Source organism: Streptomyces sp. NPDC004838 (assembly GCF_053600955.1).
Genome location: NZ_JBSGAW010000008.1, coordinates 1 through 15,169 on the forward strand (window position 1 = coordinate 1; position 15,169 = coordinate 15,169).

Below are 15,169 nucleotides of genomic sequence, written 5' to 3' on the forward strand. Positions count from 1 at the left end.
CCGTCGCCGAGCCGGACGGCATCGCGCGTCACCTCCGTCACCTCCGCACCGGGGCCTTGGAGTACGGTCACACCGAGTTCGGCGAGCCGCTCGCCCCGGACGGCGTCCGGGGCAGAACCGAGCCACAAAAACTACGCCGCCGACTGTTTGGCCTCCACCTCGCGCCGCCTGCGCCTCGCGAGGACCACGCGGCGTTCGGCGGCGGTGAGGCCGCCCCAGACGCCGTAGGGCTCGGGCTGGAGCAGGGCGTGTTCGCGGCATTCGACCATCACGGGGCAGCGGGCGCAGACCCGCTTCGCCGCCTCCTCGCGCGACAGCCGCGCCGCCGTGGGCTCCTTCGACGGGGCGAAGAACAGCCCGGCCTCGTCCCGACGGCACACCGCCTCCGCATGCCAGGGTCCGTCCTGGTCTTCCCGAGCGGGTGTTCGCTGGGTCGGTACGGCGGCCACCTGCAAGGACTGGTACGGCAGTTGCAGCACGGGTCTACTCCTGACGACGGCTTCGCGAGCGAGAGACGATGCAGCACTCCCTACCCGCTGTGCGCACTCCTATTCACTGAGTGGCACCGAACTCAGGCGTAGCGAAACCGCCCACCGTGGCTCGTGGCCGAAAGTCGACCCGCGCCCGAGTCGTCAGCCCAGGTGTTTGCGCAGGCGGTTGTGGAGGTCCGAGACCCGCCGTCCGCGCTTGGGCCGGGCCTCGACATTGCCGAAAAACGAGGATCCGTTGATGACGACGACCGGGGCTTCGGGGTTGCCGGCTTCCAGAGCGCGAATCTCGAAGTTGCCGAAAAAGCCGTTCCCGCTGCCGCGGAGGGTGATGTTCTCGGGGACGCGGACTTCGACGTTGCCGAAGACGGAAGTCGCGTTGATCACTGTCACCCGCTGCTGGAAGAGCGCTTCGGTGAGATCGATCTCGACGGATCCGAAGAGCGCGAAGGCGTTGGTGCGGCGGCCGATGCTCCAGCGCCCCTTGCGGACGGAGCTGGAGAAGACGGCCACGACGTTCTCGGCGGGGCCGGCCTGCGCTTCGGGCCCGTAGGCGTAGGAGTCGGGCTCGGCGCTTTTGGCGGACGCGGCCGGCAGGTCCTGGACGATGGGCTGGAGTTCGCCCAGGGTCTTGGCCCGGTAGACGGCGTCGATCCGCTCGGAGTGCTCCTCGGCGTCCAGTCGGCCCTCCGCCAGGGCGTCCCGGAGAATGTCGGCGATCCGGTCGCGGTCGGCGTCCGACGCGCGGATGGCGTCGGAGGGCCGGGATACGGTGTCGCGCTCCGCGGGAACGGCAGGCTTCTGGGGCTGCTTTTCGAGGTCCACGGAGCCAGGGTAGCTAAACGCGATAGATCGCGACTAGGGGCAACACTCCGGTCAGGGCCACCGCACGCGCCCTCACCCCGCGCCCCACACGCTCCACTCCGGCCCGGACCCACCCCGCTACGCGCCCCGCGGCCCCGGCCCCTCGCCGACACACCCCGCCCGTACATCACCCCAGCCCTGCCTGGCCCCCACCCCGCCCACCAGCCCCCCGCTCTACTGAGCCTTACCTCACAGACTCCGCCGACCGGGCGCGTTCTACGCTGGAGGCCGCGCCGCTGTCCGCCGGGTCCGCGAAGTCTGCCGAGTGAGGAATGGCCGCAATGCCCCCTGTGTCCCGCCAATCCAGCCCTGCGTTTACGTACACCGATCTGCTCCCCCTGGGAGAGGACACCACGCCCTACCGGCTGGTGACCGCCGAAGGCGTCTCCACCTTCGAGGCCGACGGCCGTACGTTCCTCAGGGTCGAGCCGGAAGCGCTGCGCAAGCTCGCCGCCGAGGCCATGCACGACATCTCGCACTATCTGCGGCCCGCGCACCTCGCTCAGCTGCGGCGCATCGTGGACGACCCGCAGGCGTCGCCGAACGACAAGTTCGTCGCGCTCGATCTGCTGAAGAACGCGAACATCGCGGCCGCCGGCGTCCTCCCGATGTGCCAGGACACCGGCACGGCGATCGTGATGGGCAAGCGGGGGCAGAACGTCCTCACCGAGGGCGGCGACGAGGAGGCCCTGTCGCGGGGCGTCTTCGACGCGTACACCAAGCTCAATCTCCGCTACTCCCAGATGGCTCCGCTGACCATGTGGGAGGAGAAGAACACGGGCTCCAACCTTCCGGCGCAGATCGAGCTGTACGCGACCGACGGCGGCGCGTACAAGTTCCTCTTCATGGCCAAGGGCGGCGGCTCGGCCAACAAGTCCTTCCTCTACCAGGAGACCAAGGCGGTCCTGAACGAGACGTCGATGATGACGTTCCTGGAGGAGAAGATCCGCTCGCTCGGCACGGCCGCGTGTCCGCCGTATCACCTGGCGATCGTCGTCGGCGGCACCTCGGCGGAGTTCGCGCTGAAGACCGCGAAGTACGCCTCCGCGCACTATCTCGACGAGCTGCCCACCGAGGGCTCCCCCACCGGTCACGGCTTCCGGGACAAGGAGCTGGAGGAGAAGGTCTTCGAGCTGACGCAGCGGATCGGCATCGGCGCGCAGTTCGGCGGCAAGTACTTCTGCCACGACGTACGGGTGGTGCGGCTGCCGCGGCACGGCGCGTCCCTGCCGGTCGCCATCGCGGTGTCGTGTTCGGCGGACCGCCAGGCGGTCGCGAAGATCACGGCGGAGGGGGTCTTCCTTGAGCAGCTGGAGACCGACCCGGCGCGGTTCCTGCCGGAGACGACGGACAAGGACCTCTCCGAGGACGGGGTCGAGGGCGTCGGCGTTGCCGATGGCGTCGTGCGGATCGATCTCAACCGTCCGATGGACGACGTACTCGCCGAGTTGACCAAGTACCCGGTCAAGACGCGGCTCTCGTTGACCGGTCCGCTGGTCGTGGCGCGTGACATCGCGCACGCGAAGATCAAGGAGCGGCTGGACGCGGGCGAGGAGATGCCGCAGTACCTGAAGGACCACCCGGTGTACTACGCGGGTCCCGCGAAGACCCCAGAGGGGTACGCGTCCGGTTCGTTCGGCCCCACGACGGCCGGGCGGATGGACTCCTACGTCGAGCAGTTCCAGGCCGCGGGCGGCTCCAAGGTGATGCTGGCGAAGGGCAACCGGTCCCGGCAGGTGACCGAGGCGTGCGGCACGCACGGCGGCTTCTACCTCGGCTCGATCGGCGGTCCCGCGGCGCGGCTGGCGCAGGACTGCATCAAGAAGGTCGAGGTCGTGGAGTACGAGGAGCTGGGGATGGAGGCGGTGTGGCGGATCGAGGTCGAGGACTTCCCCGCGTTCATCGTCGTGGACGACAAGGGGAACGACTTCTTCACCGAGCCGGCTCCGGCTCCGACGTTCACATCGATCCCGGTCAGGGGGCCGGGGCTCGGGTAGCCCGCGGCTGATTCCCGCCCGGAGGGGAGTTCCTCCCGGCCGTCCCGGTCCTCCCGTTCGTCCCGGCCGGGAACAGGCCCGGTCGGCAACAGGCCCGGTCGGGAATAGGCGCGGCCGGATTTGTGCTCATCTGGACGGTGGGGTCACAGCTGGAAAGCGGGGTCTCGGCCCTGTGGTCCCGGCCCCACCGGACAGGCACGGATCGGCTCAGCGCAGGAGGCACGACACCGATGAGCACCCCCGACGGCTACCGGATCGAGCACGACTCCATGGGGGAGGTGCGGGTGCCCGCGCACGCCAAGTGGCGGGCGCAGACGCAGCGGGCCGTGGAGAACTTCCCGGTGTCGGGGCAGCGGCTCGAACGGGCGCATATCGAGGCCCTGGCCCGGGTCAAGGGCGCCGCCGCGCGGGTCAACGCCGAGCTGGGAGTGCTCGACGAGGACATCGCGGACGCGATCGCCGCCGCCGCCGCGGAGGTCGCCGAGGGGCGCTGGGACGAGCACTTTCCGGTGGACGTCTTCCAGACCGGCTCGGGCACCTCGTCGAACATGAACGTCAACGAGGTGCTGGCGACGCTCGCCACCGAGCGGCTGGGCCGCCCGGTCCACCCCAATGACCATGTGAACGCCTCGCAGTCGTCCAACGACGTCTTCCCGTCCTCGATCCACATCGCGGCGACCGCGGCGGTCACGGCCGATCTGATCCCGGCCCTGGGCCATCTCGCCGCCGCGCTGGAGCGCAAGTCCGCCGAGTTCGCGGAGGTCGTCAAGTCCGGCCGTACGCATCTGATGGACGCCACGCCGGTGACGCTGGGCCAGGAGTTCGGCGGATACGCCGCCCAGGTCCGGTACGGCGTGGAGCGGCTGGAGGCGTCCCTTCCCCGGCTGGCCGAACTCCCGCTCGGCGGTACGGCGGTGGGCACCGGGATCAACACGCCGCGCGGCTTCTCGGCCGCCGTGATCGCGGAGGTCGCCCGTGCGACCGGGCTGCCGTTGACGGAGGCGCGCGACCACTTCGAGGCGCAGGGCGCGCGGGACGGCCTGGTGGAGACCTCCGGCCAGCTGCGGACCATCGCCGTATCGCTCACCAAGATCGCCAACGATCTGCGCTGGATGTCGAGCGGTCCCCGCACGGGCCTCGCCGAGATCAGCCTTCCCGACCTCCAGCCCGGTTCCTCGATCATGCCGGGCAAGGTCAACCCGGTGATCCCGGAGGCCGTGCTGATGGTGGCCGCGCAGGTGACGGGCAACGACACCACGGTCGCGGTGGCCGGCGCGGCCGGGAACTTCGAGCTGAACGTGATGCTCCCGGTGATCGCCCGGAATCTGCTGGAGTCGATCCGGCTGCTGGCGTCGGCCTCCCGGCTGCTCGCGGACCGTACGGTCGACGGCGTCACGGCGCATGTCGAGCGCGCCAGGGAGTACGCCGAGTCCTCTCCGTCCGTCGTCACCCCGCTGAACAAGTACATCGGGTACGAGGAGGCCGCGAAGGTCGCCAAGAAGTCGCTGGCCGAGCGGAAGACGATCCGCGAGGTGGTGGTGGAGTCCGGCTATGTGGAGCGCGGCGATCTGACGCTGGAGCAGCTGGACGAGGCGCTGGACGTCCTGCGGATGACCCGCCCCTGACTCCCACTCGCCCGGCGCGGACCCGCGCCGGGCGACACGGCCGTGGCCGATATGACTGAGCGGCAAGAGGGCTGTCCTACTAAAATCCGCTCATGACAGGCACGGAACGCGGTGAACCCTGGCAGCCCGGCGACCATATCCTCTGGCGCTACCGTGATCATGTCCCGGACCCGGTGGGGCACGGCCTCCAGATCTGCCGTCCCGTGACCGTCGTCCAGGACACGGCCGATCTGCTCGCGGTGTGGATGGCTCCGGGCACGGAATGTGTGAAGCCGGTACTCGTGGACGGCACCCCCGTCCACGAACAGCCCCTCGCGACCCGCTACACGGCCCCGCGCACGGTCGTCCGCGACCGCTGGTTCGGTTCGGGGGTGCTCAAGCTCGCGCGGCCGGGCGAGCCGTGGTCGGTCTGGCTGTTCTGGAACGCCGGCTGGCAGTTCAGGAGCTGGTACGTGAATCTGGAGGAGCCGCGCACCCGGTGGGCCGGCGGCATCGACTCCGAGGATCACTTTCTGGACATCTCCGTGCACCCCGACCGGAGTTGGCAGCTGCTGGACGAGGACGAGTTCGACCAGGCCCAGCGGGTGGGCCTGATGGACGCCCGGAAGGCCGAGCGGGTACGGGAGGCGGGCCGGGCCGCCGTGGAGGTCATCCGGGCGTGGGGCTCCCCTTTTTCGGACGGCTGGGAGAGCTGGCGGCCCGATCCTGGCTGGCAGGTGCCCGAACTGCCCGTCGACTGGGGGCGCACGCCCGCGCGAATGGCGTCCTGAGAGCGCTGGAGGGGTGTCTGCGCGCTCAGAAGACGTCCGAGACCGTCCGGATGCGCCGGAGCGGCGCCCTGGGCCTCGGAGGGACCGTCCGGCCCTCCGGTCAACAAGGGGCGAGCGTGGTCCCGCGTGCCGAAGGAGGCACGAATACCCGTCTGAGCACGCAGATGTGCGGGTGGGAGCCCATATGTGAAGGCGTTCACTTCCGCAGAATGTCTGACTCCGGTCCAAGAACGCACTCCGGCGCACAGGACGTCGTGAGACTCTTGATGCGCCCCCTGGGGGCAAACGTAGGATCGTCGTCCGCAAGGCTCGCCGTTCGACAACTCTTCGGTAACTATTGAGCGCAGCGCAGGACCTGACCGTAAGTCATCACGAGTCACTACTAGGGGGTGGAGCCGTGCCGGATGCCTGCCACCCTGACGACGCCACCAGCAGAGCGGGTACACCGCCTTACGAGGCGTACGCATCGCACACCCGGCCCAGACGGACGGAAGCCCACGCGTGACGGAGCAGCCCACCTCCCACGAAGGCCGGCAGCCCTTGGCTGCCCGGTCGCAGGAACGCACCCGGCCGCGGGCGGAGTCGGCCGGGCCATCCACCGTGGCGACGCCCAACGGTCCGGGCGGTCCGGGCGGCGGGGCGCAGGATCTCGCCGGCACGGCGAGGCGCGAGGGCGACCGGCTGCGTTTCGTGGGCGCCGCGACCCGCAGGATCGCGCGTGGCATCGACCTCGACGAGATCGTGCTCGGGCTCTGCCGGGCGACTGTGCCGACGTTCTCCGACGCGATCCTCGTCTATCTGCGCGATCCCCTGCCGGTGGGCGACGAGCGCCCCGTCTCGCCGTTCCTGTTGCGGCTGCGCCGCACGGACAGGCTGCGTTTAGCAGAGGACGGCACGGAGTTCGGCGGGATGGGTGTGCTTCCGGTCATCGACCAGCACAACGAGCTGACTCCGGCTGCCGAGACGTGCGAGGTGCGCCCGAGCGGTGCGCTCTCGGAGGTGCTGCGCGGGGTGCGGCCGGTCTTCGGTGACTCGGCGGCGGCCCGTGCCGCCCTGCCCGAGCTGCTGGGCGCGGACCGTACCGTACCGAACGGGCACCGCGCCATCCTCGCTCCGCTGCGCGGACGGCGGCGGGTGATCGGCGCCGCCGTCTTCCTGCGGCGGCCCGACCGGACCGCCTTCGAGCCGAACGATCTGCTGGTCGCGGCCCAGCTCGCGACGCACACCGCGCTGGGCATCGACAAAGCGGTGCTGTACGGCCGTGAGGCGTATATCGCGGACGAGCTACAGCGCACCATGCTGCCGGACTCGCTGCCGCAGCCGACCGGGGTGCGGCTGGCCTCGCGCTATCTGCCCGCGGCCGAGACCGCGCGGGTCGGCGGCGACTGGTACGACGCCATCCCGCTGCCCGGCAGCCGGGTCGCGCTGGTGGTCGGCGATGTCATGGGCCACTCGATGACGTCCGCCGCGATCATGGGCCAGCTCCGCACCACCGCGCAGACCCTGGCCGGGCTGGATCTGCCTCCGCAGGAGGTGCTCCACCATCTGGACGAGCAGGCCCAGCGGCTCGGCACCGACCGCATGGCGACCTGCATGTACGCGGTGTACGACCCGGTGTCGCACCGGATCACCATCGCCAACGCGGGCCACCCGCCGCCGATCCTGCTCCATCTGGGCGGGCGGGCCGAGGTGCTGCGCGTGCCGCCGGGCGCGCCCATCGGCGTGGGCGGGGTGGACTTCGAGGCCGTGGAGCTGGACGCGCCGGCCGGTGCGACCCTGCTGCTCTACACGGACGGTCTGGTGGAGTCCCGGCTGCGGGACGTCTGGACCGGGATAGAGCAGCTTCGGGAGCGGCTCGCGGCGACGGCCCAGCTCACCGGACCGGACCACTCGCCTCCGCTGGAGGCGCTCTGCGACGACGTGCTGGACATGCTCGGCCCCGGCGACCGGGACGACGACATCGCGCTTCTCGCGGCCCGTTTCGACGGGATCGCGCCGAGTGACGTCGCCTACTGGTTCCTGGACCCGGAGGACGCGGCTCCGGGCCGGGCCCGCCGGCTCGCCCGGCGCGCGCTGGCCCGCTGGGGTCTGGAGGAGCTGAGCGACTCGGTGGAGCTGCTGGTCAGCGAGGTGGTGACCAATGCGGTGCGGTACGCGGAGCGCCCGGTGACGCTGCGGCTGCTCCGTACGGACGTACTGCGGTGCGAGGTGGGCGATGACTCTCCGCAGCTGCCCCGGCAGCGGAAGGCGCGGGACACCGACGAGGGCGGACGCGGGCTCTTCCTGGTGAACCGGCTGGCCAGGCGGTGGGGGGCCACGCGGCTCTCCAGCGGAAAGGTCGTCTGGTTCGAGCTGTCCACCCGTCCGTGACCCGTCTCCTACCGTCGGGTAACCAGGGGCTGGAGACCGGAAGACCGTTCACGTGTTGCCGACACGACGTCGGCGGAGTTGACTGGGCCACACGGCGGCCGAAGCGACCCATCCAACCGGAACGATCTCGTCCCGGTTGGATCCCCCACATTCATTTGGACGGGAGGACGCTCGTGACCGAGTCAGCGCATCGGGCTCCCGTAGCCCCGAAGACTCCTTATACGACGAACAACGCCGGTGTTCCGGTGGAGAGCGACGAACACTCGCTCACCGTGAGTCCCGACGGCCCGATCCTGCTCCACGATCACTACCTGATCGAGAAGATGGCCCAGTTCAACCGTGAACGGGTCCCCGAACGGGTGGTGCACGCGAAGGGAGCGGGCGCGTACGGCTTCTTCGAAGTCACCCATGACGTCAGCCAGTTCACCAAGGCCGACCTCTTCCAGCCGGGCAGGCGCACCGAGATGCTGGCCCGCTTCTCGACGGTCGCGGGCGAGCAGGGCTCCCCCGACACCTGGCGCGACCCCCGCGGCTTCGCGCTGAAGTTCTACACGGACTACGGCAACTACGACATGGTCGGCAACAACACGCCGATCTTCTTCGTCCGTGACCCCCAGAAGTTCCAGGACTTCATCCGCTCGCAGAAGCGGCACCCGGCGACGGGGCTGCGGAACAACGAGATGCAGTGGGATTTCTGGACCCTCTCCCCCGAGACCGCCCACCAGGTCACCTGGCTGATGGGCGACCGCGGGATCCCGAAGTCGTACCGCTTCATGAACGGCTACAGCTCGCACACCTATATGTGGGTGAACGGCGGCGGTGAGCGGTTCTGGGTGAAGTACCACTTCAAGACGGACCAGGGCGTCGACTTCCTGACCCAGGCGCAGGCCGATGAGCTGGCCGGGACCGACGGTGACCTGCACCGCCGGGATCTGTACGAGTCCATCGAGTCGGGGGACGCGCCGAGCTGGAGCCTCAAGGTCCAGATCATGCCGTTCGAGGACGCGCCGGACTACCGCTTCAACCCGTTCGACCTGACCAAGGTGTGGCCGCACGGCGACTATCCCCTGATCGACGTCGGCCGGATGACGCTGAACAGGAACCCGGACAACTACTTCGTCCACATCGAGCAGGCCGCCTTCGAGCCGTCGAACCTGGTTCCGGGCATCGGCCCCTCTCCGGACAAGATGCTGCTGGGCAGGCTGTTCTCGTACCCGGACACGCACCGCTACCGGATCGGCCCGAACTACGCGCAGCTGCCGCCCAACCGGCCGCACTCGGGTGTGAACTCGTACGCCAAGGACGGCCCGATGCGGTACGAGCCCTCCAATACGGCGATGCCGTACGCGCCGAACTCGTTCGGCGGCCCGGCGGCCGATGTGTCGCGGTTCGGTGAGATCGCGGGCTGGGCGAGCGCGGGCGAGATGGTGCGCGAGGCGTACAAGCTGCACCGCGAGGACGACGACTGGGGTCAGGCGGGCACCCAGGTACGCGAGGTGCTCGACGACGCGGCCCGTGACCGGCTGGTCTCCAATGTCTCCGGGCATCTGAGCCAGGGCGTGTCCCGGCCGATCGTCGACCGGGCGATCCAGTACTGGCGCAACATCGACAAGAAGATCGGCGACCGGATCGCCAACAAGATGAACGGCGCCTGAGCGCGCCCGTTCCGCCGTCGGCCTCCGTTGGCACCTGACCGCTCGCACCTGACCGCTCGCGCCTGACCGCTCGCTCCGGGCCCGCCGCGGCGGTGAGGGTCCGGAGCGAGCGGTCAGGCGGTGCCCGCGGCGCCCTTCGGGGCCGCGGGCGCCGCTGTCAGCGGACCGGCTCTCGCCCGGTCACTGCTGCTCGTTGGGGAGATTCGGCGCGGCCGGATCGGACGATCCGCTGCTGCTCGTCGACTGACTCGGTTCGGAGCTGCTCTGCGACGGAGTCGGCCTGCTCGGCGTCGAGGGCTTGTCGCTCGGCTTCGGGGACGACGGCCGGTCTTCCGGCTCCTTCGACCGGCTCGGGCTCGGCGACGGGCTGGTCGAGGTGGAGGGCGTCGGGTCCGGCTCGTCCCTCGCGGGCTCCTTGACCTCCAGGTCGAAGGTCGCCTCGGCGTCAGCGCCGAGCGCGCCGGAGGTGTACGCCTTCCAGATCCTCGCGGGAACGCCGCCGCCGTTGATACGGCCCGGATTGACGGTGTCGGTGAGGGTGACCTGTCCGGTGCCGTCGGGCTCCTCGCCGAAGAGGGCGACCGCGGTGACGAGCTGGGGCGTGTATCCCACGTACCACGCCGACCGGTTGTTCTCCGAGGTGCCGGTCTTGCCGGCCGCCTGGTAGTCGCCGGCCGCGTTCCGGCCGGAGCCCGCCTGTACGACGCCCTGCAGCGCGGCGGTCACGGTGTCGGCCGTGCCGCGGCTGATCGCCTGACCGCCGATGGGGTCCGCCAGCTCGGCCTTGCGGGACCGGTGCTCCGCGGACTTCACGATGGTCGGGGTGACCTTCTTGCCGTGGTTGTCCAGCGTCGCGTACACCCCGGCCATGTCCCAGGTGGAGGCGCCCATCGTGCCGAGCGACATGGCGGGCCGCTCGGGCCAGCCGTCGCCGTCCTTCATTCCGAGGTCGAGCGCGGTCTTCTTCGTCTCGGAGGAGCCGACGTCCACGATCATCTGAGCGTAGACGGAGTTGACCGAGCTGTTGGTCGCCTTCTGGACGGTGATCGACTTGCCGTAGTCCTGATCGTCCTCGTTCTCGGGCGCGAACGGGGTGTCGCTGCCCTGGACCGGTCGCTTGCTGGTGCCGTCGTAGTCGGTGTTGAGGTTGATCGGCCGGCCGTCCTGCGTCTTGGCCTCGTTCTCCAGCGCGGAGGCGAGCACGATCGGCTTGAAGGTGGAGGCGGGCTGGTAGTCGCGGCGGGTGGCGTTGGACAGCCAGTGCTCGGTGGCGCCGACACCGCCGTAGAGGGCGACGACCTCACCGGTCTCGGGGTCGACGGAGGTGGCACCGGCCTGCACGGTGGCGTCCTGCTTGTCGTCCTTGCGGTCGAGCTTCGCCTCCAGCTGCTGCTCGACGGCCTTCTGAAGAGCCTGCTGGCGCTTGGAGTCGACGGTGAGGGTGATGGTCCAGCCGCCGGCCTTGATGTCCTCCTCGCCGACGCCCTGGCGTGCGAGTTCGGCGTTGGCCGCCTCGACGAGATAGCCGGTCTGGCCCTCCATGCCGGGGGCCGGCTTGGGCGGCTTGGGCTCGGGGAACGTGAGTCCGTCGCGGACGGAGTCCTCCAGCCAGCCCTCCTCGACCATGTTGTTCAGCGTGTAGCCCCAGCGGTCGGTCGCCAGCTTCTTGCCGGTCTCCGTGGCGATCGCCCAGTCGTACTGGTTCGGGGCCTGGAGCAGTGCCGCGAGATACGCGCCCTGGGCGAGGGTGAGCTGGTCCGCGTCCACGCGGTAGTACGCCTGGGCCGCCGCCTGGATGCCGTACGCGCCGCGCCCGTAGTAACTGGTGTTCATGTACCCGGCGAGGATGTCCTGCTTGCTCTTCTTCTGGTCGACCTTGAGGGAGATCACCAGTTCCTTGAGCTTGCGGGTGATCGTCTGGTCCTGGTCCAGGTAGTAGTTCTTGACGTACTGCTGGGTGATGGTCGAGCCGCCCTGCTTGCCCTTGCCGGACACGGTGTTGATCAACCCGCGCGTGGTGCCCTTGAAGTCGATCCCGCCGTCCTTGAAGAAGCTCTTGTTCTCCGCGGCGACGAAGGCGTACTGGACGTCCCGGGGGATCTTCTCCAGTCCGACGATCTCGCGGTTGATCTTGCCGGTGCGCGCCAGGATCTTGCCGTCGCTGTACTTGTAGACGTTGCTCTGCATCTCGGCCTGGGCGTTGGCCGACGGCACGGGCACGATCAGATAGATCACGAAGAACGCGCCCAGGACGAGCAGGCAGAGGCCGAGGAAGGTACCCAGCATCTTCTTCCAGGTGAAGAAGCGCCGTATGCCCGTGGGCTTGGTCTTGTTCGCCCGGCGCGCCCCGCGCTGCCGTGCTCGTCGCTCCTCGGCTCGGCCCATCGCTCGTCCCGCTCCGCTCATCGCTTCTTCAAGGTTCCGTCCGCGGTCGGCTCCGACCGGGGAAGCCGACCACGAGCAGCTCAGAAAACTAACACCACTTGCTGTGACAAAGGTTCACTCATCCGGCCGTTCCGGACGTGACAATCAGCACCCCGCTCCCTGGAACCGACTCACGAGAAGCCCGGAGGGTTGCCATCCGCTGTAATGTGTAATCACATTGCTAGCAGGTCGACGTGGCCCCGACGGGGTGCGCCGACCGGATTTCTCCACGAGGACGGGGGGCGATCGTGCCCGGAACAGACACCACCACAACCCCAGCCACCACGGACGACATACCGGTGATGCCGACGCCTGGCGTACGCGAATTCCCAGCTCACAGCATTGGCGGCGGTCTCGCGCTGCTGCTGGGGCTGCTGGGCTGCGGGGTCGGCACCGTACTGATCGTGGCCGCGACGACAGCGGAGTCGGGCGGCGCGAAAGCGATCTTGATCACAGGCGGCATCCTGCTGGCGGTCTGCGCGTTCTTCGCCATGTGCGGACTGAACATGGTCGCGCCCGGCGAAGCGCGGGTCGTACAGCTCTTCGGCCGCTACCGGGGCACGATCCGCACCGACGGGCTGCGCTGGGTCAACCCGCTCACCTCACGGGAGAAGATCTCGACGCGGGTGCGGAACCACGAGACCGCGGTGCTGAAGGTCAACGACGCCTACGGCAATCCGATCGAGCTGGCGGCGGTCGTCGTCTGGAAGGTCGAGGACACCGCGAGGGCGCTGTTCGAGGTGGACGACTTCCTGGAGTTCGTCTCCACCCAGACCGAGGCGGCCGTACGCCATATCGCGATCGAGTACCCGTACGACGCCCACGACGAGGACGGGCTGTCCCTGCGGGGCGACGCCGAGGAGATCACCGAGAAGCTGGCGATCGAGCTGCGGGCCCGTGTCGACGCGGCCGGCGTCCATATCGTCGAATCCCGCTTCACCCATCTCGCGTACGCCCCCGAGATCGCCTCGGCGATGCTCCAGCGCCAGCAGGCCGGCGCGGTCGTGGCGGCCCGCAAGCTGATCGTGGAGGGCGCGGTCGGCATGGTCGAGGCCGCGATCTCCCGTATCACCGAGGAGGGCATCGTGGAACTGGACTCCGAGCGCAAGGCCGCGATGGTCTCCAATCTGATGGTGGTGCTCTGCGGGGACCGCGCCGCGCAGCCGGTTCTCAACACGGGCACGCTCTACCAGTGACGCCCCAGCCCGAGCGCAAACAGGTGCTGCTGAGGCTGGACCCGGCGGTGTACGAGGCGCTGGCCCGGTGGGCGTCGGACGAGCTGCGCAGCGCGAACGCGCAGATCGAGTTCCTGCTCCGGCGCGCTCTGGCGGAGTCGGGGCGGCTGCCGGGAGGCGTGCGGCCGATCGCCAAGCGGGGTCGGCCGCCGCGGCCGAAACCGCCCTCCGACGAGCCGCCTCCGGGCAGCGGGTCGGCGCGGTAGGCGGCGGGTCGGCGCGATAGGCGGCCGCGCAGGGCCCTGGGGTCCGCGGTCCTTTCGGGGCGCGGACCCCGCGGCGCTCCACGGCTCCCCGCCGCGGGGACTTCGGGCGCCTGGGCGGCTCTGCCCGGTACACCACCCTTCCGGCTCTTCTGACCAGCGCGTTCTCCCTTGTCAGGACCTTCAGCGGGTTCCGCCGTCGAGCTATACACACGATGTATACGCACTATGTATAGTGGGCTCATGTCCATCGGTCACACACTCCTGGGGCTCCTCGAATCCGGCCCCCGTCATGGCTACGACCTCAAGCGGGCCTTCGACGAGAAATTCGGTCATGACCGGCCCCTGCACTACGGCCAGGTCTACTCGACGATGTCCCGGCTCCTGAAGAACGGTCTCGTCGCGGTCGACGGCATCGAGGCCGGCGGCGGTCCCGAGCGCAAGCGGTACGCCATCACCGACGCCGGGATCACCGATGTCGCACGGTGGCTCGCACAGCCGGAGAAGCCGGAGCCGTACCTCCAGTCGGTCCTCTACACCAAGGTCGTCCTCGCCCTGCTGACCGGCCGCAGCGCCGAGGAGCTGCTGGACGCCCAGCGGGCGGAGCATCTGCGGCTGATGCGGACGCTCACCGAGCGCAAACGGCAGGGCGACCTCGCCGACCACCTCATCTGCGACCACGCGCTGTTCCATCTCGAAGCCGACCTCCGATGGCTGGAACTGACGGCGGCACGCCTCGACAAGCTCGCCCAGGAGGTGCGCCCATGACCCCCGCCGGTTCTCTGCTGGTCGCCACGGAGCTGCGCAAGTCGTACGGTCCCACCGCCGCGCTCGACGGCGCGGAGTTCTCGATCCACCCCGGCGAGGTCGTCGCCGTGATGGGTCCCTCGGGCTCCGGCAAGTCCACGCTGCTGCACTGCCTCGCCGGGATCGTGACGCCCGACTCGGGCTCGATCACCTACCAGGGCCGCGAGATGAGCGGGATGAACGACTCCGAGCGCAGCGCGCTGCGCCGCGGCGAGTTCGGCTTCGTCTTCCAGTTCGGCCAACTGGTGCCCGAACTGAGCTGCGTCGAGAACGTGGCACTGCCGCTGCGGCTCAGCGGCACGCGCCGCAAGGACGCCGAGCGGGCCGCGCTGAGCTGGATGGAACGCCTCGAGGTCGACGATGTGTGGGCCAAGCGCCCCGGCGAGGTCTCCGGCGGCCAGGGCCAGCGGGTCGCGGTAGCCCGTTCCCTGGTCACGAGCCCGCGCGTGCTGTTCGCGGACGAGCCGACCGGAGCGCTGGACTCCCTCAACGGCGAGCGCGTGATGGAACTGCTGACGGAGGCGGCCCGCTCCACGAACGCGGCCGTCGTCCTGGTCACGCACGAGCCCCGGGTCGCCGCCTACTCCGACCGCGAGATCGTCGTACGCGACGGCAGGTCACGGGATACGGAGCGGGCCGTATGAACACCGGCACCCGAGTTCCGCCGACGGACCCGGTGAACTCCCCCGTGCGGACACCTCCGCCCAGGGGCGGGGGACGCCTGGTCAAAG

12 protein-coding genes are annotated in these 15,169 nt (G+C 69.6%); 9 read left to right on the plus strand and 3 right to left on the minus strand.

Annotated elements, in window-relative coordinates; all coding sequences use genetic code 11:
- Nucleotides 1-131: 131 nt before the first annotated feature.
- Nucleotides 132-479 carry a WhiB family transcriptional regulator gene (locus tag ACWEFL_RS11320; protein WP_451710449.1) on the minus strand — a complete coding sequence of 116 codons (348 nt, stop codon included), beginning with the start codon at nt 477-479 and terminating at the stop codon, nt 132-134.
- A 153-nt stretch (nt 480-632) separates the two neighbouring features.
- The gene (locus ACWEFL_RS11325; RefSeq protein WP_451710451.1) at nt 633-1,313 is read right to left on the minus strand and encodes a DUF1707 SHOCT-like domain-containing protein; all 681 of its coding nucleotides are present in this window, start codon (nt 1,311-1,313) and stop codon (nt 633-635) included.
- Nucleotides 1,314-1,633: 320 nt separating this feature from the next.
- Between ACWEFL_RS11325 and ACWEFL_RS11330 the strand changes: the two genes are divergently transcribed.
- The 5 genes from ACWEFL_RS11330 to ACWEFL_RS11350 all read left to right on the plus strand — a co-directional run bounded on the left by ACWEFL_RS11330 (nt 1,634) and on the right by ACWEFL_RS11350 (nt 9,769).
- Nucleotides 1,634-3,349 carry a fumarate hydratase gene (locus ACWEFL_RS11330; RefSeq protein WP_451710453.1) on the plus strand — a complete coding sequence of 572 codons (1,716 nt, stop codon included), beginning with the start codon at nt 1,634-1,636 and terminating at the stop codon, nt 3,347-3,349.
- A gap of 230 nt (nt 3,350-3,579) precedes the next feature.
- Nucleotides 3,580-4,974, plus strand: coding sequence for a class II fumarate hydratase (locus tag ACWEFL_RS11335; protein ID WP_451710455.1), 1,395 nt, complete (start codon nt 3,580-3,582; stop codon nt 4,972-4,974).
- A 92-nt stretch (nt 4,975-5,066) separates the two neighbouring features.
- Nucleotides 5,067-5,744, plus strand: a complete 678-nt coding sequence (fomD, locus tag ACWEFL_RS11340) for a cytidylyl-2-hydroxypropylphosphonate hydrolase (RefSeq protein ID WP_451710457.1) — start codon at nt 5,067-5,069, stop codon at nt 5,742-5,744.
- A gap of 501 nt (nt 5,745-6,245) precedes the next feature.
- Nucleotides 6,246-8,114 (plus strand): SpoIIE family protein phosphatase, encoded by a 1,869-nt coding sequence (locus tag ACWEFL_RS11345; RefSeq protein WP_451710459.1) that lies wholly within the window; start codon nt 6,246-6,248, stop codon nt 8,112-8,114.
- Nucleotides 8,115-8,287: 173 nt separating this feature from the next.
- The gene (locus ACWEFL_RS11350) at nt 8,288-9,769 is read left to right on the plus strand and encodes a catalase (protein ID WP_451710461.1); all 1,482 of its coding nucleotides are present in this window, start codon (nt 8,288-8,290) and stop codon (nt 9,767-9,769) included.
- A 180-nt stretch (nt 9,770-9,949) separates the two neighbouring features.
- Here ACWEFL_RS11350 and ACWEFL_RS11355 read toward each other — a convergent pair whose 3' ends face one another.
- Nucleotides 9,950-12,154 carry a transglycosylase domain-containing protein gene (locus ACWEFL_RS11355; protein ID WP_451710820.1) on the minus strand — a complete coding sequence of 735 codons (2,205 nt, stop codon included), beginning with the start codon at nt 12,152-12,154 and terminating at the stop codon, nt 9,950-9,952.
- 341 nt (nt 12,155-12,495) lie between these two features.
- On the opposite strand from ACWEFL_RS11355, the gene ACWEFL_RS11360 reads away from it, so the two are divergent.
- From ACWEFL_RS11360 to ACWEFL_RS11375, 4 genes are all read left to right on the plus strand, one after another.
- On the plus strand, nt 12,496-13,389 hold the full coding sequence (locus tag ACWEFL_RS11360) for an SPFH domain-containing protein (protein WP_451710822.1): 894 nt from the start codon (nt 12,496-12,498) through the stop codon (nt 13,387-13,389).
- Entirely contained in the window at nt 13,335-13,634 is a 300-nt protein-coding gene (locus tag ACWEFL_RS11365; protein ID WP_451710824.1) for a hypothetical protein, read from the plus strand. The genes ACWEFL_RS11360 and ACWEFL_RS11365 overlap by 55 nt, the downstream gene beginning before the upstream one ends.
- Before the next feature lie 240 nt (nt 13,635-13,874).
- Nucleotides 13,875-14,399: a PadR family transcriptional regulator gene (locus ACWEFL_RS11370; RefSeq protein WP_451710463.1), complete on the plus strand. Its 525-nt coding sequence runs from the start codon at nt 13,875-13,877 to the stop codon at nt 14,397-14,399.
- Complete coding sequence (locus tag ACWEFL_RS11375) at nt 14,396-15,082, plus strand: ABC transporter ATP-binding protein (RefSeq protein ID WP_451710465.1); 687 nt, start codon at nt 14,396-14,398, stop codon at nt 15,080-15,082. Before ACWEFL_RS11370 ends, ACWEFL_RS11375 begins: the two co-directional genes overlap by 4 nt.
- Nucleotides 15,083-15,169: the final 87 nt, after the last annotated feature.

Bases quoted from the DNA above. Each gene is read 5' to 3' on its own strand.
- ACWEFL_RS11330 (WP_451710453.1), top strand. From the start codon at position 1,634: ATGCCCCCTGTGTCCCGCCAATCCAGCCCTGCGTTTACGTACACCGAT.
- ACWEFL_RS11335 (WP_451710455.1), top strand. From the start codon at position 3,580: ATGAGCACCCCCGACGGCTACCGGATCGAGCACGACTCCATGGGGGAG.
- fomD (WP_451710457.1), top strand. From the start codon at position 5,067: ATGACAGGCACGGAACGCGGTGAACCCTGGCAGCCCGGCGACCATATC.
- ACWEFL_RS11355 (WP_451710820.1), bottom strand. From the start codon at position 12,154: ATGGGCCGAGCCGAGGAGCGACGAGCACGGCAGCGCGGGGCGCGCCGG.
- ACWEFL_RS11360 (WP_451710822.1), top strand. From the start codon at position 12,496: ATGCCGACGCCTGGCGTACGCGAATTCCCAGCTCACAGCATTGGCGGC.
- ACWEFL_RS11370 (WP_451710463.1), top strand. From the start codon at position 13,875: ATGTCCATCGGTCACACACTCCTGGGGCTCCTCGAATCCGGCCCCCGT.
- ACWEFL_RS11375 (WP_451710465.1), top strand. From the start codon at position 14,396: ATGACCCCCGCCGGTTCTCTGCTGGTCGCCACGGAGCTGCGCAAGTCG.